Annotated in this window: 18 protein-coding genes, 1 pseudogene and 1 CRISPR repeat array; of the genes and pseudogenes, 4 read left to right on the top strand and 15 right to left on the bottom strand. The window is 70.1% G+C overall.

Going from position 1 to position 22,508, the window contains the following annotated elements:
* Both AC529_RS20845 and AC529_RS08510 read right to left on the bottom strand, forming a co-directional pair.
* Positions 1-264 (bottom strand): hypothetical protein, encoded by a 264-nt coding sequence (locus tag AC529_RS20845; protein ID WP_232306645.1) that lies wholly within the window; start codon positions 262-264, stop codon positions 1-3.
* Positions 265-572: 308 nt separating this feature from the next.
* Positions 573-899 carry a hypothetical protein gene (locus AC529_RS08510; RefSeq protein ID WP_232306644.1) on the bottom strand — a complete coding sequence of 109 codons (327 nt, stop codon included), beginning with the start codon at positions 897-899 and terminating at the stop codon, positions 573-575.
* Positions 900-1,887: 988 nt separating this feature from the next.
* On the opposite strand from AC529_RS08510, the gene AC529_RS19560 reads away from it, so the two are divergent.
* The gene (locus tag AC529_RS19560) at positions 1,888-3,972 is read left to right on the top strand and encodes an AfsR/SARP family transcriptional regulator (RefSeq protein ID WP_083948042.1); all 2,085 of its coding nucleotides are present in this window, start codon (positions 1,888-1,890) and stop codon (positions 3,970-3,972) included.
* 195 nt (positions 3,973-4,167) lie between these two features.
* Here the strand turns inward: AC529_RS19560 and AC529_RS08490 are convergent, their stop codons facing one another.
* The 4 genes from AC529_RS08490 to AC529_RS08475 form a co-directional block, all read right to left on the bottom strand.
* On the bottom strand, positions 4,168-4,854 hold the full coding sequence (locus AC529_RS08490; RefSeq protein WP_068755350.1) for a hypothetical protein: 687 nt from the start codon (positions 4,852-4,854) through the stop codon (positions 4,168-4,170).
* Between the two features lie 321 nt (positions 4,855-5,175).
* On the bottom strand, positions 5,176-6,039 hold the full coding sequence (locus AC529_RS08485) for an amidohydrolase family protein (RefSeq protein ID WP_068755348.1): 864 nt from the start codon (positions 6,037-6,039) through the stop codon (positions 5,176-5,178).
* A 124-nt stretch (positions 6,040-6,163) separates the two neighbouring features.
* The gene (gene lhgO / locus AC529_RS08480) at positions 6,164-7,369 is read right to left on the bottom strand and encodes an L-2-hydroxyglutarate oxidase (RefSeq protein ID WP_068755346.1); all 1,206 of its coding nucleotides are present in this window, start codon (positions 7,367-7,369) and stop codon (positions 6,164-6,166) included.
* 237 nt (positions 7,370-7,606) lie between these two features.
* Entirely contained in the window at positions 7,607-8,422 is an 816-nt protein-coding gene (locus AC529_RS08475) for a class I SAM-dependent methyltransferase (protein WP_157080124.1), read from the bottom strand.
* A gap of 299 nt (positions 8,423-8,721) precedes the next feature.
* A CRISPR array of direct repeats spans positions 8,722-9,079; the repeat unit is 30 nt; unit sequence GTTGCTGCCCCTTGTAGGGGCGATGAGGAC.
* 303 nt (positions 9,080-9,382) lie between these two features.
* Between AC529_RS08475 and cas6 the strand changes: the two genes are divergently transcribed.
* Positions 9,383-10,105, top strand: coding sequence for a CRISPR-associated endoribonuclease Cas6 (gene cas6 / locus AC529_RS08470; protein ID WP_232306643.1), 723 nt, complete (start codon positions 9,383-9,385; stop codon positions 10,103-10,105).
* On the top strand, positions 10,102-10,356 hold the full coding sequence (locus AC529_RS08465) for a hypothetical protein (protein WP_068755340.1): 255 nt from the start codon (positions 10,102-10,104) through the stop codon (positions 10,354-10,356). The genes cas6 and AC529_RS08465 overlap by 4 nt, the downstream gene beginning before the upstream one ends.
* Before the next feature lie 9 nt (positions 10,357-10,365).
* Here the strand turns inward: AC529_RS08465 and cmr1 are convergent, their stop codons facing one another.
* Genes cmr1 through AC529_RS08420 form a run of 9 tightly spaced genes read right to left on the bottom strand, consistent with a single transcriptional unit; the run spans position 10,366 to position 19,377 of the window.
* On the bottom strand, positions 10,366-11,613 hold the full coding sequence (gene cmr1, locus AC529_RS08460; protein WP_068755940.1) for a type III-B CRISPR module RAMP protein Cmr1: 1,248 nt from the start codon (positions 11,611-11,613) through the stop codon (positions 10,366-10,368).
* Between the two features lie 5 nt (positions 11,614-11,618).
* Positions 11,619-13,184, bottom strand: coding sequence for a hypothetical protein (locus AC529_RS08455; RefSeq protein ID WP_232306642.1), 1,566 nt, complete (start codon positions 13,182-13,184; stop codon positions 11,619-11,621).
* Positions 13,185-13,216: 32 nt separating this feature from the next.
* Positions 13,217-13,801 carry a hypothetical protein gene (locus tag AC529_RS08450; RefSeq protein ID WP_068755336.1) on the bottom strand — a complete coding sequence of 195 codons (585 nt, stop codon included), beginning with the start codon at positions 13,799-13,801 and terminating at the stop codon, positions 13,217-13,219.
* 35 nt (positions 13,802-13,836) lie between these two features.
* Positions 13,837-14,163: a hypothetical protein gene (locus tag AC529_RS08445; protein WP_068755334.1), complete on the bottom strand. Its 327-nt coding sequence runs from the start codon at positions 14,161-14,163 to the stop codon at positions 13,837-13,839.
* Positions 14,160-15,215 (bottom strand): type III-B CRISPR module RAMP protein Cmr6, encoded by a 1,056-nt coding sequence (cmr6, locus tag AC529_RS08440; protein WP_198156351.1) that lies wholly within the window; start codon positions 15,213-15,215, stop codon positions 14,160-14,162. The genes AC529_RS08445 and cmr6 overlap by 4 nt, the downstream gene beginning before the upstream one ends.
* Positions 15,212-15,628, bottom strand: coding sequence for a type III-B CRISPR module-associated protein Cmr5 (gene cmr5, locus AC529_RS08435; RefSeq protein ID WP_068755330.1), 417 nt, complete (start codon positions 15,626-15,628; stop codon positions 15,212-15,214). The genes cmr6 and cmr5 overlap by 4 nt, the downstream gene beginning before the upstream one ends.
* Positions 15,628-16,551 carry a type III-B CRISPR module RAMP protein Cmr4 gene (gene cmr4 / locus AC529_RS08430; RefSeq protein ID WP_068755328.1) on the bottom strand — a complete coding sequence of 308 codons (924 nt, stop codon included), beginning with the start codon at positions 16,549-16,551 and terminating at the stop codon, positions 15,628-15,630. The genes cmr5 and cmr4 overlap by 1 nt, the downstream gene beginning before the upstream one ends.
* A complete protein-coding gene (locus AC529_RS08425) occupies positions 16,544-17,662 on the bottom strand; it encodes a type III-B CRISPR module-associated Cmr3 family protein (protein WP_068755326.1) in 1,119 nt (372 codons plus the stop codon). The genes cmr4 and AC529_RS08425 overlap by 8 nt, the downstream gene beginning before the upstream one ends.
* Positions 17,659-19,377, bottom strand: a complete 1,719-nt coding sequence (locus AC529_RS08420) for a Cas10/Cmr2 second palm domain-containing protein (RefSeq protein WP_198156350.1) — start codon at positions 19,375-19,377, stop codon at positions 17,659-17,661. Before AC529_RS08420 ends, AC529_RS08425 begins: the two co-directional genes overlap by 4 nt.
* 1,367 nt (positions 19,378-20,744) lie before the next feature.
* Between AC529_RS08420 and AC529_RS08415 the strand changes: the two are divergent.
* Positions 20,745-22,508 (top strand): annotated as a pseudogene (locus AC529_RS08415) (hypothetical protein); the annotation flags it as partial.

The raw sequence follows: 22,508 nt of genomic DNA, 5'->3' as shown, positions 1-22,508 counted from the left end.
TCAGCAGCGTCGCCAGCGGGGAGAACCCCCGGCGGCGAGGACGGCGATGCCGGGCAGGCAGCTCAGCGTGGAGAAGTGGTCCACTCCGGTCAGGCACATCACCTGCCACCAGGGGGAGGAGCCGTCGGACGTCCCGCGGGCCGCCGGGCCGGGGACCTGTTCGACCCGGTGGCGCAGCAGCCGGCGCGCCGCCCTCCCGGCCGGGGGACGGGTGCGGATCGGGCTGTCCCACCGCCGGGGCATCGTGATCGTCCGAGCACCCATGGATCCCCTCCCCCCTGGGCGTACGCTCCCCGCCCATCCGGGTGGTGCCACCCGCACACCACGGGTGACACGGAAGGCGGCCCGGGCGCCACCGCCCGGGCCGGTTCCCCGGCTCGGAGGCGGCGGCGCCCGGCTCCCTGGGGAGGCGGCTTCGGAAGGCCCCGGCAAAGGCGCGGGCGCGGAGCGGGCCGCCACGGGGGTCGGCCGCTCCTCCCGGCCCGGGAGGGACGGCTCTCCCGGGCCGGGAGTCCTCTCCCCGGAACCGGCCGGGCCCTACGGCGGTCCCGCGGTCCCCGTTGCCGGGAGGCTCACACGTACCGCTCGTCGACTCCGATCGCGCCGACTCCGGTGCTGTAGAAGGCGCAGGTCGCCTGGGACTGCCCCACCCGTCCCGGCGCCAGCGTCACCCACTGCCCGTACACGTCCGGCGCCCAGCCGCAGACCACCACGGCCCGGAAGGCGATCGTCCGCCCGGTGGGGTTGTCGCAGAAGGCGATGCCGGTGTTGGGGTCGTTGTTGTGGACGTAGGTGGTGCAGTTCAGGTCCAGCGCGGAGGCCGGGGAGGCGTGGACCGCTCCTCCGACCAGGAGCGCCATGGTGCCGACACCGGCCGCGAGGGCGCGTTTCCAGTACAACAGGACAACCTCCGTGGAGTCGTCGGAACACTGTGTGCAACGAAGACTGCCTTCCCGTTCCGCCGCCCGACACACTCCTCTGACCACTTTCGGTCCCGGTTTTCTTGCGGAGCGTTGTCACCGCTGTCTTCTGAGCCCGCTCCCGGGGAATGGCCCGACCGCTGCTGCAACGGCCGCGCGGACCACTCTCTTCACCGACGGCCCCGACTCCGTTCGGCCGCCCTCGCCGAAACCGCGAGAGCGCATCTCCCGGCGCGCAGCCCGGCCGTCCCCCTGACAGCGTGCCCTTTCCTGCGCCGCACCGGCCGAGCGCGGGCCACGGCGTTCCCCTCACACGAACGCCGTGGCCCGCACCGCCATTGTCCCGGGTCTCCCGCACCCGCCGGAACCCGCCCAGGCCCGCGCCGAGGTCCTCGACGCGAGCCTCTTCGCGCAGGGGCTGAGCGGAGCGGCGGGGGCGTGCTGGCGGTGCTCGTCCTCGCCCTGCTCATCCGGGAGAAGGAGCAGGACCCGAGCCCCGTGGCCGTCGGTTCCCGGTCGGCCCGTCCAGCGGACCGCGTCCCGGCCTCGACCGGAGCTCCGCCCGGACGCGAAACCGCCGGGCGTCCAGGGCTCCCGCGCTCCCGCCCCGGCAGCGCCCAGAGGGGCACGGGAGTCCCGGAACGGCCGGATCCTCCGCCTGCGGGTGCTGCCCCGCCCCAGAACCAGTCCCCCGATATCCGATTTGTCAAGAAATAATTCCAGGCCATTTAAAACAGCCGGAATATCCAGAAGTCGACCCCAGATCGAGCAGAACCGGAACGGGATTCTTCCAGGCCCTTGATGACAAGAAAACCGATGAGTATAGTGTCGGATACCGGTTTTCATCGATTCCTCGAGAAAAACAGCAAATTCAGAGGACCGACGGCGCAGAAGGCGGAACACCGAGCGGAAATCGCAGAGCCGAACACCGCCCGACCCGGTTCGTTCGGCGTCAACGGGGGAATCAGTGCAGTTCAATCTTCTGGGTCCGCTAGAGATCATTCACCACGGCGCGAACATCACGCCCACCGCCCCCAAGCCCAGGCAGGTGATCGCACTCCTGCTGCTGCGCAGGAACACGGTCGTGCAGACCCGCGAGCTCATCGACGAACTCTGGCGGGAGTCCCCGCCTCCCAGCGCGATGACCACGCTCCAGACCTACATTTACAAACTGCGCAAGATTCTCCTCGAACACGGCAACGGCGACTGCCTGGGCACGCGCCCCGGGGGCTACACGCTGGTCGTGCCCGACTCGGCGGTCGACCTCGCGCACTTCGAGAAGGAGGCGCACGAGGGGCGGCTCCTCCTGGAGTCCGGCGACGTCGAGGCGGCCGCGCGGACCCTCCGCAGCGCCCTGGCCCTGTGGCGCGGCCCGGCCCTGCTGGACGTGACCCACGGCGACCTCCTCTCCTCCTACGTGACCCGGCTGGAGGAGCTGCGCTTCCGGACGCTGGAGCTGCGCATCGAGGCCGACCTGCGGCTCGGCCTCCACCGGGAGACCATCAGCGAACTCAAGTCCCTGGTCCTCACCCACCCCCTGCACGAGAAGCTCCACGCCTCCCTCATGATCGCGCTGAGCCGCTCCGGACGGCGGCACGAGGCGCTGGAGACCTACCAGAAGCTGCGCAGGAGCATGATCGAGGACCTGGGTCTGGAACCCGGCCACGACCTGCGGAAGCTGCACCAGTCCCTGCTGGCCGACGACCTCTCCCCGATCCCGGACGCGGGGTCGCCCCGCGGGCGCGTCCCGCGGCAGCGCAGCGGGGAGGAGCCGCTCGCCGCCCCGCACCGGACCGGCCGCGTGCAGGGGGCGCCGCGCGGGCCGCGGCCCTTCTCCACCCGGCTCCCCCCGGACCTGGCGGACTTCACCGGGCGCACCGCCGTCCTGGAACGGATCACCGCCGGGCTGGCCCCCGACGCCTCCGGCACCCGTCCGCCGGTGCCCCGCACGGTCGCCATCAGCGGGATGCCCGGGGTCGGCAAGTCCGCCCTGGCCGTGCGCCTCGCCCACCGGCTCAGGCCCCGCTTCGAGGACGGCTACCTCTACGTCGACCTCAAGGACGCGGCCGGGAACCGGGCCACCGCCGGCCACGTGCTCCAGCACCTGCTGTGCACCCTCGGGGTCGCCCCCGACGACCTGCCCGCGACCCTCCAGGAGCGCAGCCGGATGTTCCGCTCCCTGTGCTCGGGGGCACGGCTGCTCGTGGTCCTCGACGGTGCCTCCTCCACCGCCGACGTCCGCCCCCTGCTCCCGGAGTCCCCCACCTGCGCCACGATCATCACCAGCCAGCGCCGCCTGCGCGGCCTCGTCGGGGTCTGGAACGTCGAGATCGGCCCGCTCAACCGCGCCGAGAGCACCGCGCTGCTCCGCAGCATCGTCGGCGCCTCCCGGCTGGACCGCGCACCGCGCACCGTGGAACGCCTGGTCGAGGCCAGCGGCGGCTTTCCCCCCGCGCTGCGCTCCATCGGCGACCGCCTGGCCGCGGCTCCCGGCCCGCGCGTCGACGAGGTGGCAGAGCGGCGTCCTCGGCGACGGCCCGGACCTGCTGCACGTGGGGGGAAGCGACCTGAAGGCGCGGTTCGACGCCTGCTACGCCTCGCTCAACCGGGCCGACCAGAGCGCGTTCCGGCTGCTGAGCATGCTCTCGCCGGAGGGGTTCCGCCTCGCCGCCGCCGCGGACCTCCTCGGCGTCGACGTCCAGGACGCCGAGCACACCCTGGAACGGCTGGCCGACCACCACCTGGTCACCGTCTCCCAGGGGGAGGACGGCCAGGTCCGCTACGCCCTCCCCCAGCCGCTCCTCGACTACGCCCGCAAGCGCCTCGCCCACACCGTCGAGGACTCCCGGGTCGCCGCCCCCTGACCCCGGCCGCGGCTCGGACCTGCCGTCGTCGGGAAGGCGGTCCGCCCGGGACGATGCTGCGGGCTCCCTGCCCGGGGCGGTCGGGCTCGGAGGACGTGCACGTCAGCAAGGCAGCGGATCCGCCTGCCGTCCTCCTTGTCGGGACCGCTGCTCCCCGGCCGTGCTCTTCTCGGCGCGGTTCCACGTGAAGAGCGGCCCGCGGTCGAGGCGGGACCGGCGAACGCCCCGGACGCACGCCAAGACGCGGCTTCGCGGGCGGGGAGCTTGCCCGGGCAGGCGGAACGCCCGCTTGCGGGCGACGGGCACCCGTGTCCGCCTCCCCGCACGCCGGACCAGCGGGGGGAGCGGGGAGGCGGAGCCTCCGGGAACGGTGAGGAGACTCCTCACGGCCCGGCCTGCGCGTTCGGTTGCGCCGCGCATCCCGCGGGCCGCCCGGGCGGCAGCACCGCCGGGGCACGCGTGATCCGGCCGGTCACCGCCGCCCTGGCGGCGTGGACGGAGGGCGGCGGGCGGAGGGCGGGCGTCCCGCCCTCGGCGGCGCGGCGGTCCGCCGACCGCGGCGGACAGCACAGCGCGTCGACCGCCGCGGCGGCGGCCGGGGCCAGGCGGACGAGGAGGTCGCACTGCGCGGCGGACAGACCGGCCCCCTCGGCGATGACCGCCGCGGCGGTCCGCACGGTCAGGTCGACCAGGTCGACGCGGGGGCCCGCCCCGGCGACGGAGGCTGCGGCCAGGCGGTCGGCGTGCTCCCGGACTGTCGCGGCCCACGGCTGTGCGGCGTCGGCCGCCCGGTCGAACCAGGCGCCGTCGGCGTGGGGTGCACGGTCCAGGAGCAGCGGTTCGGCGGGCAGCGCCTCCAGCACCGCTCTGCCCAGGCCGTGTCCGGCGACCACCAGGGGGCCGAGCGCGCTGCGCCGCGGCGCGGGCCCCGCGAAGGACCGCACGGCCGCCCACCGCGCGTCCGGGACAGGGCCGTCGGTGCACAGCAGCGCAGCGTAGAGGGCTCCCCTGAGCCGCCAGAACCACTGCCTGGCGCGCTGTCCGTGCAGCGTCTCCACGCCCTCGATCACCTCTCCGCCGCTCCGCCCGCCGGTGCCCCGGTGCCGCGGCCGGAGCGGCGCGGACCCGGCGGACCATGCTCGTCCTCTGCGCTTGCTTGCCGGACGAGAACTCCTCGAAAACTCGCAGGCGCTCCCCGCGGCGGGGCGTCCACCCGGGGCAGGACCGGTCCCGTCGATGTGCCGGGAGGCGGGCGGTCGCCGGGCCAGCGGCTCCCCTCACCTGGGCTCACTCCGCCCCCGGTGGGAGAAGACGTGGTCTGTCCCCGATCGCGCCGAACGCCGCGACGGCGTCCCCGCCGTCGAGCTGGTGGCTCGTCGCGGGACGGCCTCTCAGGCGTTGTCGATCGGCCAGTCGAGGACCTCGCAGATCCCGCGGCCCATGATCCACTCGAGTTCGTCGGGCGTGAAGTCGAAGTGCTCGGTGAACTGCTCGACGGCGTCGGTGTAGGTGATGCCGCGGCCGAGCAGCCGGGTGATGTCGGTGCCCCAGAAGCAGCGCTCGGGGCCCATCGTGTCGACCATCTCACGCACGTACCTCTCGATGTTGCGGTGGGGGAAGGGGTGCGTGGAGTAGCCGGGGACCGCGGAGAGCTTGACGTAGACGTTGGGATGGACGTGCAGGGCGGCGGTCTCCGACACCCAGGGGCCGATGGCGTCGTCGACGCTGCGCGCCAGGACGCCCATGTGGTCGACGATGATCTTCAGACCCGGGTGCCTGGCGGCGACCTCGCCCAGCTCGGCCTTCCAGGTCGGGGCGTAGACCATGGTGGGGATGCCCAGCTCCTCGGCGATCGGCCAGTACCAGTCGGCGGTGCCGTCGATCATCCAGCCGCGGTCCTGGGGCCGGTGGAACGTCAGCCGGGCGCCCTTGACGTGGGGGTTCTGCGCGAAGTCGCGCAGCATGGCCTCGCCTTCCTCCGGCTTGTTCTGCGGGATGCGGGCCATGACGCCGAAGCGGTCGGGGTGGGCCTCGCAGGCCTCCAGCGCGTAGTCGTTCCGGTTGCCCTCCCAGGACGGGGGGACGATGAGGGCGCGGTCGACGCCCGCCTCGTCCATCAGCGCCAGGCACTCCTCGTAGCTGAACGGCTCCTCACGATGCCCGATGAGGCGGATCTGCTCGCGTGCGCTCGGAATCCAGGGACGGTCCGGGGTCTCTTCCTTCCAGATGTGGACCTGGCTGTCGACAACGAACATTGTCTTTTTCCTTTTCTGTCCCGAAAAGGCCCGGAACACGAATTCGAGGATAGACAGGAAAGCGGTCCACACAAAGACTCCGGCGTGCAACCGATTGCTGGACAAAACGCGCGGCCCGGATGTTTCACCGCCCCTTTTCGCCGTAGACGACGTCGACCACGTGCTCGGCGATGGCCATGCACGAGGTCGCCGCGGGCGAGGGGGCGTTGCGGATCGCCGTGACGCGGCCCAACTCGTGGATGCGGAAGTCGTCGACGAGGCTGCCGTCGCGGTCCAGCGCCTGGGCGCGCACCCCGGAACCGCCGCGCACCACGTCCGCGGGACCGATGTCGGGCACGTACCGCTGCGCCGCCTTCATGTAGGCGCGCTTGGACAGCGACCCGTACACCTCCTTGACCCCGGTGGCCCAGTGTCGCAGGGCCATGGCCCAGGAGCCCGGCCAGACGGCGGTGCCGACCAGGTCGGCCAGGTTGACGTCGAAGAACCGGTAGCCCTCGCGGGCGAACGCGAGCACCGCGTTGGGGCCGACCTCCACGTCCCCGGAGACCCGGCGCGTGAAGTGCACGCCGAGGAACGGGTAGCGGGGGTCGGGGACCGGGTAGATGAGCCCCCGCACCAGGTGCGTCTTGTCCGGGCGCACCAGCATGTACTCGCCCCGGAACGGCACGATCCGGGGGCCGGGGCCGTCCCCGGCCAGGCGGGCGACCCGGTCGGTGTGCAGCCCCGCGCAGACGACGAGGCGGTCCACCCTCACTTGCTGCCCTCCCGCGACCGCCTCGACCGAGTCCGCGGTCTCGGTGACGGCGGTGACCGGCGCGCCCAGCCGGATCTCCCCGCCGGCCGAGGTGATGTCGGCGGCGAAGGACTCGCAGATGCGCGTGTAGTCGGTGATCGCCGTGTACGGGGAGTGCAGGGCGGCCAGCCCGGTGCAGTACGGCTCGATGTCGCGGATCTCGGCCGGGCCGATGCGGCGCAGCCCCGGAACGGCGTTGCTGTCGGCCCTGGAGTACAGGTCGTCCATCCGCCGGACGTCCTCCTCGTCCACCGCGACGACGAGCTTGCCGCACTCCTCGTAGGGCAGGCCGCGGTCGGTGCAGTACTCGCGCAGCATCGCCCGGCCGCGCGTGCACAGCCGCGCCTTGAGGCTGCCGGGCCGGTAGTAGATGCCCGCGTGCACGACCCCGGAGTTGTGGCTGGTCTGGTGGGCGGCCACACGCTGCTCCTTCTCCAGGACCACCACGCGTGTCCCCGGCCGCCTGCGGACGATCTCCCGGCCGACCGCGAGCCCCACGATGCCCGCGCCGACGACGCCCACGACCTCCTCAGCCATTCCCACCCCTCGTTCCCGGTCCCGGTGCGCGCATGACGGCCGTCATGCGTCGCGGTTGACCGCACCAGTCTTGCCCAGGAGGCAGAAGCACAATGCCTCCTGCCCCCTGTTGTGAAGGGCGAACCCGAACCGCGGAATCCGCGTTGCTGCCCCTTTGTGGGGGAGATGAGGACGGCCGCTACGAGGCGCACCACAAGGTGCAGATCGCGCCGACCGGTTTCCCGGTGTGGGGCGGGGTCAGGGGGTGTGGGGGCGGCGGGCGATGAGGAGTCCCTGGTGGGTGGTGATCGTCAGTGGTCCTCGGGCGGCGCGGGCCTGCAGGTCTTTTTCCAGTTGGGCCAGGGTCTGGTCGAAGGGCACGCCGGTCTGGTGGGCCCAGGCCCGGTAGGAGGCGTAGTGGGCCAGGACCGGGGCGGGGTCGTCGACCTGGATCCGGCCGTGCAGGTCGATCACGGTGACCTCGTCGAAGCAGCTTTCCAGGAGGTGGGGGGCCTGGTGGAGGGGGAAGCGGTCGGACAGCTTCACCCGGCGCGGGCCGTGTCCGGTGCCCAGGACGGTCCCGGCCGCCCGGGACCACCACCGGTCCAGTTCGGCCTTGTCGTCGCGGGCGTTGGTGGAGGCCACCAGGACGCCGCCGGGGGTGAGGACGCGGGCGGCCTCCGCGACGGCGTGGGCGGGGTCGGGCAGGTGGTAGAGCATGTGCATGGCCAGCACCACCTCGGCGCTGCCGGTGCGCAGCGGCAGGCGGGCGGCATCGGCGCAGACCACCGGTCCGGACAGTGTGCGCAGCAGGGCGGCGGACAGGTCCATTCCCACCACGTGTGCGCGGGGGCGGGCGGCGCGGATGCGTTCCAGGTAGCGGCCGTTGCCGCATCCCACGTCCACCCACAGCCCGTCGCGGTCGCCGGCGTGGTGGAGGACCAGGCCGGGCAGGTCGAAGCGGGGGCGCTGGTAGGCGTAGAGGTTCTGGCGGGCCTCCAGCGGGCGCCCGTCGCGGTAGGCGCGGCCGGCCAGCAGGGCGGGGTCGGTGGAGGCACGGGGACGGTCGTTCATGGCCCCCATCCTCACCGCTGCACCCCTGATACACGATTGGACAAGCCGACACACACGGCCAGGCGTTCCAGGACCGCGCGGGCAGGGCGTTTCGTCCTGTCCTGGCCGGGCGGCCCCTCACAAGAGGCGAGAAGAAGCCTGCACGTCAGCGCGGGGCGGCAACCCGGATCACAGTTGCTGCCTCTCGTAGGTCGTCGAGGGACAGCGATGCCCCCAGACCGTTCGCATCGCCTACGTGTTGCTGCCCCATAGAGGTGATGAGGACATGAGATCGCCGCCGTCATCGGCGCCGCCCACGAGTTGCTGCCTCTTACAGGGGCGATGAGGACGCCCCGACGCGCGCCCGGACATCGTCTCACTGCTCCGGTTGCTGCCCCTTGTAGGGGCGATGAGGACACGAACTCGTCGCCCGCAACGTCGCCACCCTGGTGTTGCTGCCCCTTGTAGGGGCGATGAGGACTGGACGGAGTACACCAGGGTGCGCATGCCCACCAGGTTGCTGCCCCTTGTAGGGGCGATGAGGACGGGACTGCCCCCGCTCCTGTGGACCCTCTCCCGCCTGTTGCTGCCCCTTGTAGGGGCGATGAGGACAAGAACAATACGGGCAGGTCACCGGCCTCCCCGACCGTTGCTGCCCCTTGTAGGGGCGATGAGGACCCGAGAGTAAAACCCCTGGCCACGCCCGGTGGCGGGAACCGGTTCCAGCGGCTTTTTTCAGCGAACCTCCGGTCGTGCACCACACCCCGGCGTGTCGCTGAAAACCCGGCCCCGGCCCACCCAACACGAGGCTCCTTCCCAAGGAAGCTCCACACTCCCCTCCACCGTACGACCACACCCGGCCGACGAAAAACCGCGGACGAGTTGTCCGCTTTCCCTGCGAAACGTCACAGGCCGGTTCTATGTTGGGCGCAAGCGGCTGCAACGGGCGAATCTCCCAGAAAGCGGGGTGGGGAATTGCGGTTGCGACTGGGGATACGCACAACGGCTCCGTCACTGCCGTGGGCGCAGGTCCTCAAACCGGGACGCAGCCTGGTCTACGAACTCCTGGCCCACGGCGCCCCCGAGGTCGGCGCGCGCCTGCACGCGACGGGAATGCCGCCGCACGGAATGGTCCCCTTCGGCCACAGCGCCCCGGTGTTTCCCTCGGCCCGACGCACCCGCGGCACCTACGCTGCTGGTGGTCCCGGGTGGCTGGAGCTGGGCAGCCCGCTGCCCGAGGTGGTCGAGGGGCTGGCCAAAGGGCTGGCGGGCCGCAGCGTCCTGGACTGGGGCGGCACCGCGCTGCGCTTGGAGTCGGTGACCGTGTCGGAGCCTCCGGCGTTCACCAGCGGGCGGGTGCGGTGGCGCACCCTCACCCCGGTGGTGATGAAGGGCTCGGGCCGCGACGACGACGGGGTGCGCACCCGGCGCGAGGCCTGGGTGCTGCCGGGAGAACCCGAGTTCGCCGAGTACTTCGCCCACAACCTGCGGCGCAAGGCCCAGACGCTGGGGCTCGACCCGGACGTGGAGCTGGAGGCGGTCACCTGGGTGGGGGCCAAGCGGTCCTTCGCGGTCGGGGGCGGACTCAAACCGGGCGCCTGCGTCGAGGTCGAGCTGCGCGGGGCCGCCCAGACCCTGCAGGGCATCTGGAGCTGGGGGCTGGGCCAGGCCAACTCCGCGGGATTCGGATGGATCGCCGGATGAACACCACCACCGCCCACGACGTGCTGTCGATACGGCTGACCGCCCACCCCATGCAGCGCGCCGGAGCCTTCGCCCTGGCACTGCTGGCAGCCGACGGACGGCTCCGCGCCATGAAACACCCCGAGGAACTGACCCCGCAAGAGATCAGGGCCGCCAACCAGGTCATGACCAAAGACCTGGAAGCCACCGTCCACGCCGCCGACGCCAAACAACCAGGAGGGTTGTCCTCCTCACCCCACGGAGGTCGGTAACAAACTCCGTCAGTCCTCCTCTCCTTCCTTAGAAAAGACCCTCTCGCCGTTTCTCGCCCCAGCCATGCCGGTGATCCACTCCCGGATCGCCTCATGAGCGTCTTCTGTGGAGACCACCAGTTTCTTTCCTTGCCTGCGGTCTTTCCACAGGTGGACATTCGGCCGGTCCGGCCCCGGAAGGAATTCGGTGAGGAAGCCGAACGAGAACAGTTTCCAGTGGCTGCCCTGTCCCACTGGCCGAAGCCACAGCGGGGAGGCGCGGCGCAGTTTCTCCGCGGTGTCGCCACTGCCCCGATCGGCGTGAACCTCAATCTGTTTCTTGAAGACAATGGGCAGTCCCAGAGCGCCGATCGGGAACTCTTCTTCGGGGCCGTTGACCACTTCCAACCATTCGTGAGTCTTGATTTTTGGATGGTAGGGAACTCCCGGGGTGTCCACTGTCGCGCGGAAGTACCTCAGCTCCCGTCCGGCCCAGCACAGTACGTCCTCCCAGGAGGCGGAGGCCTCTCCTCGACTGGCCCCGGCCATTGTATGACTCTGTGAAAGCACCGGATACGTTGGCGGGGAAGGCCACTGGTACAAACCGTTGCAGCCCACACTCCGCGCGATGTTCCCCAGGGAGCGAAGAGAATTTATCATGCCTGATTCAGGCGCCAGGGAGGTCACCTTCCCGTAGAAATCTATTCCGGGGGTTCGGAAAGATTCGGGCGACCATCTCTCCGGCAGGCCAGTGATTCCGGTGATGCGTACGCCGCCGAAGCCGCGGCGGGTGCGCGCCCCGATGCCGCCGTAGGTGAGAGCGAACCAGAGTGCGGCCAGAGCCACGAGGCTGGTGTCGTCATCGCCGGTGAAGCGAAGCCACAGTTCGAAGTCCTGCCCGGGCGGAATGTGTGCGCGGTTCAGCATCACCGCTCTCTTTTCGGAGGACCATGAGGTCAGACCGGGGCCGAGCAGGTAGCCGATCCATCTGTTGCGTTCAGGGGTTCCGAGAAAATCGGGGAGTTCCTTGTCGCTGTTTGCGGGCTGCCGGGGGATGCGGAGCTTCACGGGGGAGGAGTGCTCGGTCGAGCCCAGGACTCGGTGTTCGATCGCGGAGAGCGCGCGCATGTCGTTTCCGGCCATCCTTCCGGCCATGGCGCGCAGCCAGAACCGCATCGCCCCGCGGATGGAGGGCACCCGGATCTCCGCGTGCTTCTGGTCGCCGTCGCTGTTGAAAACAGGGGTGGTGACGGTCAGGTGCAGTTTGGTCCATGTCATCGAAGTCACCTGTCCTTGTGCCATCGGATGTGGGCCAGCGGGGCGGTGATGGGCTGGTCGTCCCACAGGATCTGGGAGAACACGCCTGCGGTGAGGCACCAGGCGGTGGCCTGGGCGAGGGTGATGACGGCCGGGCCGCTGTAGGTGGTCCATCCCTGGTAGAGGAGCGCGCCTTCCTCGCTGAACACCGGCACGATCCACACAAGGCCCAGCAGGGAGATCAACAGCGCGTGGCAGCCGCCGACCAGCCACACCAGTGCGGCCCTCCAGAGCGCCGACTTCCGCTCCAGTCCGTGGTTGCGGGCGGTCACCAGCAGGTAGACGTAGGCGGCTGAAGCGAGCAGGAAGGCCGCCCACACCGGGCTGGGCGCAGCACCGGGGGGTGCGCTGCCGGGTGCGACTGTTTCCAGCCAGTGTTCGGGAAAGGCCGCCCTCCACCAGGAGGGGTGCATGGCGGTGAGCATGAAAAGGCCGATCGCGGAGGCTGCGGGCATGCGCAGCAGCCACGGCAACGCCCATTCCCGGCCGTGCACGACGCTTCCCACGGCACCGATCAGGTAACAGGCCCCCGCTGCCGACGCGGCGAGGGTGAACACGGAGAGGCCGCAGATCTCCTTCCGGCACAACCCCGCGGTGACCAGGACGAGAGCTGCTGCTCCGGCCAGGACGACGGCGGATGCCGTTATCCGGCTGCAACCGGGGTGTTGGGCCGTGGTCAGCGCCAGCCGCAACGTGTCCACGATCTGGAATCTCGGCAGCAGGTGGCGTTCGACGACCTCGCGGACGGTCCCTCGGTCGCCGTTGCTCAGCATGCGCGAACGTTTTCCCTGGCTGAGGAGGTCGAGGCGTGTCGTGGACATGCCGAGCACGGCGCCGGGGCGGCCACGGTCGAACAGCAGCAGGTTGACTTCCTGTTCCAGTTCTCCGGCGGTGGCCTGTCCCAGGGCGGGGTGGGATTCGGCGTGGTCGAGAACGTCTTTCCAGATCCAGCGGGCCTCGATACTGCGTGCCACGAACAGGTGGGAGGTGCGGGGACCGAAGACCCGGCTGGCGGCGTCGGCCGGGCAGTCCGCCGGGGTGGCGTCGCAGGTACGGTAGGCCTCGGCGAAGGCGAGGAAACGCTGCCGGGCTGCCACCGGAGCCAGGATGTCCAGTTCGGCCGAGGTGAACCCTGTAGGTTCGAGACCGTCGCGGCGGGCCACGCACCGCCATGCCGCCTCGACGGTCCAACACCAGGCACCCCACTGCTGGCGCCGGTCCAAAGCGCCCTCGTGGTGCTTGTTGACGGCGGCCACCACTGCCAGCGGCGAGTACAGCGCTGCCATGAGCAGTCGGCGGTCTCCGGCCAGCACCGCGGTGATCCGTGCGATACGGCCCTCTGCGGTGTCTTCGGGCGGTCTCTGCTCTTCCGAGGCTGTCCTCATCAGCTCGGTGATGGTCTGGTAGGCGTCGAGCAGCTCCACCGCCGCCTGGACGGCAGCCGTGTCGTCGCCTGCTGTACCGCCCTGTCGGGCCCGGTGCAGGGCTTCTCCGATCCCCGCGCACACCCGGTCGGTGAACTGGGACTTCACTGGGGACACCATGGAACAGTCGGCTGGGAGGGTCACTGTGGGACAGGTTCGTCGTCGACGCCGAACAGGGCTCTCATGCCCATGCCGAACGCGGTCAGATGCACCCCCATACCGTCCTGTTCGTAGGCGTAGCCCTTCAGCAGGTCGTCACTGGGCGGTCGGGCGCGCCATCCGCCCCGGTCGAACCCGGCAAGTTCGCTGCGCACCCATTCGGGGCGCAGGCGTCGCAACGGGACCCGGAAGGACCTCGTCGCTTTCTCGGGCAGCACCCAGGCGGTGACCTCCCCGGAGGTGTGTTCCAGGCTGCGCAGCCACTCGGCCAACGCGATCAGGTAGGGGGTGGTGGCGCGGTAGCCACCGGAGAGGTGGAACTTGATCGGCTCGCCCGGTCGGGTGAACCGCTCGGTGCGGTCGCCGCCCACGAGCAGGCGGCCCAGTCGGCCCATCCGTTCCATGGGGGTGCGGAACGCCGTGTCGGAGGTTGCGTCCAGACCGGGGATGCGCACCACGTACACCCGGTTGGGTTCAGCTCGGACCAGAGGCGTCTCCTCGACGACGTCCGGCAGGTAGCAGACCCGGCTGGCGTCCCCCTCCGCCAGGGCGATCGCGGTCCACACCGCAGCGGCCTGCCCGTCCTCGGTGTCGCTGCTGATCAGGAACGCGGCATCGCTGGTCGGCAGGGGGTGCCTGCTGTCTTGTGCAGCGTGTCCAGCTCCGCGGACAGCCCTTCGCAGCCCGCCCACCTGTCGGCTCCGACCTCCTCAGCCAGTTTCTGGAAGCAGGCGAGCGCTTCGGAGTCGTCGGACGCTTCCAGCCCGAACGCCTCCTCCAACCGCTGGCCCCATTCGTCCAGGCCGAGCCGCTGGGTCTCCCACAGGTCGCGGATCTCCGTGATCGTCGGAAGAGGTTTCTTGGCCTCGCGGCCGGCTTCGAAGAGCTCGACGAGGCTCAGCCCGACGGAGATGACGTGAACGGTCATGCTTTTTCCTCTCCAGCCAGGTATCCGTATCCCGCGCTGGTCTTGGCTCCCACTCCCAGCTCGTTGACCGCTTCGACCAGCCACCGGGCGGCCTGTTCGGTTTCGTCGGGGGTGTCGCCGACGAGCGCGGCGTCGAACCGTCCGGCCGAGACGGTGAGGAAGCGCACCGGAACCGGCTGGTGGTGTTCGGCGGGTGGGGGAGCCTGCGCCGCGGTCTGCTCGTCGGCGGTCCGGTCGTAGTAGGGCTTGACGTGGGGGGTGAGCACGTCGACGGTGACGGTCACGGGAACCCCCGAGGCGAACGCGTCGAGGAAACGCACCCGTCCTCGGGCCGTCTCGGGCTGCTCCGCCACTCCTGCTGCGCGTTCCTCGGGCAGTGGGGCGCCGAAGACACGCACGTACCGGGCGATCTCCTCGGGCGTGGTGGGGCGGATGTGGTCCCACACCCACTGGGCGGTCACGCCTTTAAGCGTGGAGCCGGGGATGACCGGCCACCCGTAACTGCCGTGCAGGGTGATACCGATCTCGTGGGCGTTGTCCTTGTTCCCGAGTCCGATCGCGAGCCGCCACTCCGGGCGCAGTGTCACCCGGCGTACGGTCAGCCCTTGGGCGCGCAGCCGGTCCAGAGCGAGCTTCCTCCTGGCCGTGACCGCCTTCACGTCTTCCGGGCGCTGCCCCAGGCCGCTTTCGGCCGCCCAGGTCGTGAGAGCGGTGACCGCCTCGTCCGACAGCTCCACCTCGTCTGCGGAGAAGTCGGGGAAAGCGGTGCGGCGCAGCAGGATGAGTGCGTTCGCGTCTTTGCCCGCCCCTTCCAGGCGCGGCGGTCGTGCGGGGTCGGTCTGGCGGCGTACCCGTACCAGTCGTCCCAGCGGTCCGGCGGCGCGCAGTTCTGTTTCGCTCCTGCGGGCTGACGGCTTCCTCGTGGAGGACGGTGTCTGACGCCGCTCCGCGGCTGGGGAGGGCTGGGCGGAGCGTTGCGTCTGCTGCGGCGAGGGGCGTCTGATCCGGGCCAGGTGTGCGGGGGAAGGGCGGGGAGAGGGCTGTTCGGTCACGTCCGGTCCTCGGCGTAGACGGCGTCGGCGAGGCGGCGCAGCCAGGAGAACAGCAGTGCCGTCTCGGCGCTGGCGCGCGCGTAGCTGTCGGTGTCCATGCGGCCGAGTTCGGCCAGCACCTTCCGGTGCACCTCGGGGGCGGGTGCCGTCCCCAGCTCGGGGGAGAGCAGCCCCTGGTCGGCCAGGTAGCTGCGGATACGCTGGGCGACTTCGGCGTAGGCGCGTTTGAGGCGGTCGGTGTCGTCGGCCTTGGAGCGGGCGGCGAGAAACGCGTAGGTGGCGGCCAGGCCGGAGGTGTGCAACTGTACCGGTAGTTGCCGGAAGCGGGTGCGCAGCTCCTTGGCGTGCTCGGGGGAAACGTTGGGCAGCAGTGCTGCGGCGGTGGCGGCCATGTCCTGGTCCAGGCGGCGCATCAGTGCTCCTCTCCGCAGGCAGCCAGCCGACTCCACACCAGGCCCTTGCCGAGGGTCTCGTCGCCTCCCACGCGCAGCAGTGCCGCTCCGTCTCCGTGCAGGAGGGCGCGTACCAGGTGCAACTGCCGTTCCGCTTCCGATTCCGCTGCGCTCGGTTCCCCTCCGGTGTGGGGCGGGCGCAGGGTGAGGGAGGAGGCCAGGATCGTCTCGGTGGGCAGGTACTCGCTGTAGAAGGGGCCGTTGGCGACGGTCTTGTCAGCATCCAACTGCACCCGGGCGGTGACCTCGGTGCACTCTTTGACCAGCGTCGCCATGACATCGCTGGGGACCAGCAGCAGGTCCTCGGTGAACTTGTCGCGGAACGGCACGAACGCGGGATCCTCACCGAACGCGTCTCCAGCTATGGCCTCGGACCACGAACGCAGTGCCGTGGCCTGGTCGCTGTGCTGGGTCTTGACGCTGACCACGAGAGGTCCCAGCGCCTGTTCGTCGTTCCAGGCCCCGCCGGCCGCGACCGCTCCGTTGGGCTCGCTGGGCACTGTCGGCACCGGGGTGCGCCCCGCGATGCGGTACTTGCGGGCCAGGCGGCCCAACGCGATCGCGGAGGTGACCCAGGCGAAGGTGCGGCGCAGGGTGGGAACCGGCAACGCCACCAGTTGGGCGTCTCCCACCGCGAGCAGGCCCGGCGTGGTGGTCGTGCGCTGGGACACCTCGGAGCCGAACACGGCCGTGACGTCCTGGGGTGTCCACTCCGGGTGTTCTCTGGCGGCCTGGCGCAGCGCGCCCTTGAGGCTCTGCCCCCACACCACCGGATAGCCGGTGTGTGCTTCGCGCTGGATCGGCAGGTCGATCGTGCCGAGACTGTCGGAGGCCCCGGCGTGCAGGGGGGATTCGGCGTAGAAGAACGCCAGGAGTTCAGTCATTCCATCTTCCTGTCAGAATCAGTCCGAACCCGGCGGTGGCCAGTCGGTGACTGGCAGACCCGGGGGCGGCAGTCTGGGCTTCCAGTGCTGTGCCGTGCACTCGGTGAGCCCATTCCGCGGCGGCCGTCTCGGGGTCGTCCCCACCGAACTCGATCAGGTAGACCGACCCGGCGGGCACCGCCCAGCGCTGCCACACGTCGCGCACCGTTCCGTCGGGTCGCGGCGATGCCGAGGCGATGGCCTCCGCCCCGGGGACGGCCGCCGCGCGCAGCACCGCGTTGGCGGGCAGGGGCGGCCGCCATCCGGTACGCCACTGTCCTCCGGGGGCGCGGGTGCGCCAGATTCCCGGTGTGGCCAGGTAGACCAGGACCCGGCCGCCGGGGAAGGTGTCGGGAGGTCTCGGCCATTCCATCGGACAGGACACCACCTCCACGTCAGCCATGCGGCCCTCGCCGCCCCAGCGCACGGCCCTGGCAGGCGCTGGACGCAGGCCGGTGGTCAGGACGCACTGGGCGAGGATCGCCCACTCCGTGTGGGCACTCTCGGACAACCTCAGGAATTCGTTGCTGTACAGGTGTGCGTCGAGGACCGTGCGGTTGTCGCGAGCGATACCGGTGCGGTGTTCGAGGACGAACGGACTGTGGTCGACCTCCGCCCTTCGTGCCAGGTCCACGCTGTCGGACAGATAGGTCTGCAGTTTCTGGGCGCTCCACCACCGGTCGGCGGCCGGAGCCTCCGCCTTCGGCGCCGACAGCAGCACCATTCCCGGGTCGTGCAGGTCCGTGGTGGCGGCGGACCGGATCGGGCGCAGCCGTGTCCACTTGCCGTCCTTCGTGGGAACGACGTCGGCGGGCAGCGGGAAGTACATCTTCCAGTCTTCTCGGCCTCTCAACCGTGATGCAGGAAGGGGACCGCGCACCGTCCCGGCCTCGTGGCCGAGCGCTGCCCCCACCGCTCCCGCGACGGTGCTGGGGCGCGGGTACAGAACGCGCGCGGACTCGCCCGCCTCGAAGCTGCGGCCGTCACGGAAGTGCAGGGCGTCACGCGGAACGAACGCCAGCCACATCACCTGCGGGGCCTGTGGCTCCTGGTTGTTCTGCTGGTGGTTCACCGGATCTCTCCACGCAGGAACACCGCGACCCGTGCCGCGTCCAGAAGGGCGGAGACGGCGTCGCGGTCCACGTAGTGGTTGTCTCCCCAGGCGATCAGCGCGTCGGCGTCGGCCTGGCTGCCTCCGTGGCGCAGTACCAGGCGGGTCACCTCGGCCCGATACGCCTTGACAGTGCTCGACCGCCGCGCGAGCTCGGTCAGTGCCCGCTGTTCTCGTTCCAGGTCGGCGACGAGCCGGGGGGACAGTCTGGTCGCGCCCTCCCCTCCTCTGCCGGGAACGAACATCCGCAGCAGGGAGCCCGGTCCTTCCGCACCGCCGACGCTCCACGGAATCACGGTGTGGAAGGACGTCCCCGATCTGGTGACGAAACCGGTTGCCAGAGCGTTCTTGTTGCGCACGCTCTTGGCCGTCTCCAGCAGTGAGCGTGCTCTTTCGACCGTGTGGCGCAGAGAGGAGTAGGCATGGGCGAACAGCACGGCCGTGCTCGCCGTGGGCACGCCTTCCGCGGGGATCGCGGCACGGCAGCGTTCGGCTGCCTCCAGTGCCGTGCGAGCGGGCAGGAAGGCGAGCAGGTCGTCGCCTCCCGCATAGACGGCCACCCCGGACAGCTCCTCGATGATCGCGCGCTGGACGCGGGCGATGTCGACCAGGCGCCGTGAGATCTGGCGGTGCCGTTCGACGCTCATCCCCTCGGCGCTGAGGAAGGTCCCCATGTTGTCCAGGTCTGACGCGAGCACCGCGTAATAGGGGGTGGGGCCTTCCTCACCCAGGGCCTTGAGCAGGTCTGTCGCGGCTTTGCGCCCTCCGTCCACCTGTTTCTCGTCGAACATGTGCCCCGCGACGGCGTACTCGCGGCGCAGGGACCGTACCTGCCACACCTCCGGGTACACCCACCATCCCGCTCCCCGGGCCGTCCACATCGCCAGCCTGTCGCCGGTTTCCCAGCGCAGTGCCGCTATCGGCGCCTCCAGAGCCCGGAAGCGTTCGCTTCCCATCACGGCGCGTGCGGCCGAGCGCAGTCGCCGCACGGCGTCGTTCACCTGGGGGTCTGCGAGCCGTTCCAGAACCGCCTTCCGATAGGGCACCGAGGCGACGGAGGAGGTGGAGGGGAAGCCGGTCGGCCCCGAGAAGAATTCGTCCGTTCCCAGAGCGGAACGGAACAGCCGCGTATCGGTGTGCCAGAGCCGCTTCACCCATCCGGCGGCGGACAGTTGCGCGCCGCGCTGGTGCGCGGGGATCCCCTTGGGGGGCTCGGCCTCGGCGATCCAGCGGGGAGCCAACGAGCACGGACGTCCCCCCGAGTACTCGGGTGCGTCGAAGCCGCGCAGACGCTTACGCGCGGCCAGCGCCACGTGCGCCTCTTCCCACTGTTGCAGATAATCTCCAGCCTCGGGACCGGCCACGCTCCAGAAGACCTCAGGAAACCCGGGGACCTCCACCGGCCTCCCGAAGAGCTGCCGGACCCACTCCTCCCAGCGGTCGTGTACTGCCCGCGCAGCAGCACGGGCACGCTGGGCCCCGGTTCCCGCCGGCGTCAGAGCCACGATCCGGTTCGGCGGGCTCTCCCCCAGTTGCGAGGGGATCACCAGTTCGTCCGCGGTGAACTCATCCATAGCGACTCGGGCCAGCCTCGCGACGATGTCGCTGGCGTTGGCCAGGTCAGCGGTGGTCCTGGCTTCGGAGATGAACCGCTGCACCCCTGACAAGCCGATCACTACGCAGTCTTTTCCACCGCTCATCCGGCTTCTGACCTCCGGGTCCCTGTCTCTTCGGGACCCGAATCTAGTGCACATCAAGTTCTTTGTCCCCAAAACAGCACAAGAGGAACAAAGAGCTGCTCGATTCCTCTTGTCCGACAGTCCGAACAAGGGACCGAGTCACACCCCGACCAAGAAAAAGCGAATCATATCGCTTCTGATTCACATTTCTTGTGCCCGGATCCGCGCAGACAGCTCTTGCGGCAGCGTCCCCACCCGGCAGCGGGCATGGGGCCGCGGACGCCCGTAAGGCTTCGACGCAGAGAAAGCGGTCCTCCGCTACTCTCCTTCGGCATTCACCGGAGCAACCGGGCAGCAGCACAGGTACTCGTCGCCTCGTGAAGCCCGGTTCCCAGCAACGTGCCGGGGCCTGACACACGACCGCGGAGGTCCGCTGAGAAAGTCGCCGAAACCAGCTCTGGCACCGGTCATGGCCGGCGACTTTACCCTCGGGTCCTCATCACCCTGCGAGGGGCAGCAACACGGTGTCGCTGTCACAGTCCTGTGCAGGCGGCCGGGGACAGCGTTTCTCGTCTTCTCGGACAGCAACACCGGCACCCGTAGCGCGGTCACAGGTCACTGTTTCCCCATGAGCGGCAGCGCTGCCGGGCCCGGTGACAGGAAGCTCAAGGACCAGGCAGCCTTCTGCACTGCTATGCCGCCCATGAAGAGATCTCCGGTCTTCGGCCTACAACCGCTGCGCACGTCTCGTCCTGGCCCCATCCCGATGTCTCGACCGCAGCCCGCTGCGATTGCTGCCTCGGTCGTACCGCTTGGGTTCCATACAGGGTGAAGCAAGTCCCTTCTTCACCGACAGCGACCCGGGCAGTGGAAATGACCGAGATCATTCACCGGTCAGTCCCACGCGATGCTCGAGTCACATTCTCGGGCCAGTCGCAGCGCCGCAGCGAAGAAGCGACGGAGACCAGAGCGGTGTTCACGGAGTTCCGCTCGCCGAGGGGACAGATGCGGCCTGTCTGTCCGGCTGCCGGAGGCTTTTCGCCGCGATGCGGCCTGTTCCTTGTCTCCCTCCGAGGAGCCGGTCCTGGTCGTCCTGGCCCCTCCGAGGACTTCGCGCTGCTCAGCACCACCCCGCCTCCCACCCTTTTCTTCGGGAACACTGTTGCGCCCGCGTGGCCGGTTCCGGCCATTTCTGTGGATACTTCCCCACACATCCCGTATGACCTGACCAGATGCTCTTTTCGGACCTTTCCGCAGCGTCTTGATGTTTACCGTTCTTTCCTAAAGTGATGCCGCTCGGTGGGTCCTTGGACGGGTGGAGGCTTTCGGGTGAGTGGCGACGGGGGATCAATCCCGACAATATCGTGATTCCCGATGCGGATCCCGATGCGATCGAGGCTGCGGGAAAGGCGCTCAAGGACGACGCCGCCGACATCGCCCAGGCCGGTCACGACATCAAAAGGGCCTGGGCCGGTCTGGAGGGCAACTACATCACCCCCGAGTCCGAGGAACTGCTGGCCGCGGTCGACCCGGTCGCCGACGACGGCGACGAGATGGAGGACAAGATCACCACGGTCGGCCAGGCGCTCATCGACTTCGCCGAAGAGATCCGCCCCCTGCTGGCCAGGTGGAAGAGCCTCAAGGCCGACGCCGAGACCCTGGCCGCCGACATCAGGGAGACCGGGGAGGAGTGGACCAAGGACGAGGACAAGGTCGACCAGCACAACCAGCTCAACAACGACCTGGCCGCGGTGCTGACCGAGTACCAGGAGGCCGAACGCAACTGCGCCAACGCCATCACCGCCCTGGTCGAGGGCGGCACCCGCTTCATCGCCGCCAACCTGGACGGCTCCACCGTCGCAGGCGACGGCGAGGTCGTCTACGGCCTGTCCGAGGCGCCCGAGGACGTGGCCACCCCCTGGGCCACCCCCCAGGAGTACGACGCGCCGTGGTGGGTCGACGTCGGGTCGGCCCTGTGGGACATCGGTGCGGGCACCGTCACCGACTTCGCGAGCCTGCTCGGCCTCTACCACGAGGAACGCGGCTGGGGCGTGAGCTCCTGGGACGAGTGGAAGAACAACATCGCCGACTACGTGTCCGACAACCTGGCAGGCGTCGCCTACCTGACCGGTTTCTACACCGAGAACGGCTGGGGCGTGGACTCCGCCGCCCAGTGGTGGGAGAACTTCTCCGGGGCCTGGACAGAAGTCGGTCACTCCCTGGTGCCCTGGCGGGAGTGGGACACCCGCCCCGGCTACGTGATCACCACCGGAGTGATCAACATCGGCAGCATAGTCGCCGGTGTGGCGCTGTCCGCGACCGGCGTCGGCGCATCGGTGGGTGTGCCGCTGCTGGCCTGGCGCGGCGCCCGTGTCCTACGCACCCTCAGCAATCTCGGCGACGTCGTGCCCAACTCCGTTCTGCGCCGCCTCGCCCCGGCCTCCCACCTCCACAACCTCCTCCACGGACGCTCCCCCGACGACGTCACCACTGATCTGGGCGACTCCGTCGACTCCCTGTCCCTTCCCTCCTCCCACCTCGACGAACTCGACGAGGCCCTGGCCAATGCCGACGACTTCGGCAGCCAGCCGGACAGAGGCGCCCTCTCTCCCAGCGGCGGCACCCCCGAACTCCCGGCCTCCACCGACCCCAGGTCCACCACACCGGACTCCGAGGCCCCTGCTCCGTCCGCAACCGGATCGGCCGACGACGCTCCCCGCCCGGCCGAGGGCGGGCAGTCCTCCCACCTCGACGAACTCGACGAGGCCCTGGCCAATGCCGACGACTTCGGCAGCCAGCCGGACAGAGGCGCCCTCTCTCCCAGCGGCGGCACCCCCGAACTCCCGGCCTCCACCGACCCCAGGTCCACCACACCGGACTCCGAGGCCCCTGCTCCGTCCGCAACCGGATCGGCCGACGACGCTCCCCGCCCGGCCGAGGGCGGGCAGTCCTCCCACCCCGACAGGCCCTCCTCCCAGGACTCCCCAGCCGAGGAGGCGGCCGGGACGGAGGATCCCGCTCCCGCCGCTTCACCTACGGACCGTCCCGGCACCGACCGGGAAGCCTCCCCCTCCGAGGACTCCGCCGACAGCAGCACGGGGAACCGCACCCCCGCCTCCGAAGAGCGG

The sequence above is a fragment of the Thermobifida cellulosilytica TB100 genome, assembly GCF_001517975.1.
In the GTDB taxonomy this organism is placed as follows: Bacteria; Actinomycetota; Actinomycetes; order Streptosporangiales; family Streptosporangiaceae; genus Thermobifida; species Thermobifida cellulosilytica.
The sequence above is the reverse complement of the archived record's forward strand: the minus strand, read 5'-3'. Positions and strand labels throughout refer to the sequence as shown.

Excerpts from the sequence above, each read along its gene's own strand:
- AC529_RS20845 (WP_232306645.1), bottom strand. The coding sequence starts at position 264 with ATGGGTGCTCGGACGATCACGATGCCCCGGCGGTGGGACAGCCCGATC.
- AC529_RS08485 (WP_068755348.1), bottom strand. The coding sequence starts at position 6,039 with ATGTTCGTTGTCGACAGCCAGGTCCACATCTGGAAGGAAGAGACCCCG.
- lhgO (WP_068755346.1), bottom strand. The coding sequence starts at position 7,369 with ATGGCTGAGGAGGTCGTGGGCGTCGTCGGCGCGGGCATCGTGGGGCTC.
- AC529_RS08475 (WP_157080124.1), bottom strand. The coding sequence starts at position 8,422 with ATGAACGACCGTCCCCGTGCCTCCACCGACCCCGCCCTGCTGGCCGGC.
- AC529_RS08465 (WP_068755340.1), top strand. The coding sequence starts at position 10,102 with ATGAACACCACCACCGCCCACGACGTGCTGTCGATACGGCTGACCGCC.
- cmr1 (WP_068755940.1), bottom strand. The coding sequence starts at position 11,613 with ATGACATGGACCAAACTGCACCTGACCGTCACCACCCCTGTTTTCAAC.
- AC529_RS08445 (WP_068755334.1), bottom strand. The coding sequence starts at position 14,163 with ATGACCGTTCACGTCATCTCCGTCGGGCTGAGCCTCGTCGAGCTCTTC.
- cmr5 (WP_068755330.1), bottom strand. The coding sequence starts at position 15,628 with ATGCGCCGCCTGGACCAGGACATGGCCGCCACCGCCGCAGCACTGCTG.
- cmr4 (WP_068755328.1), bottom strand. The coding sequence starts at position 16,551 with ATGACTGAACTCCTGGCGTTCTTCTACGCCGAATCCCCCCTGCACGCC.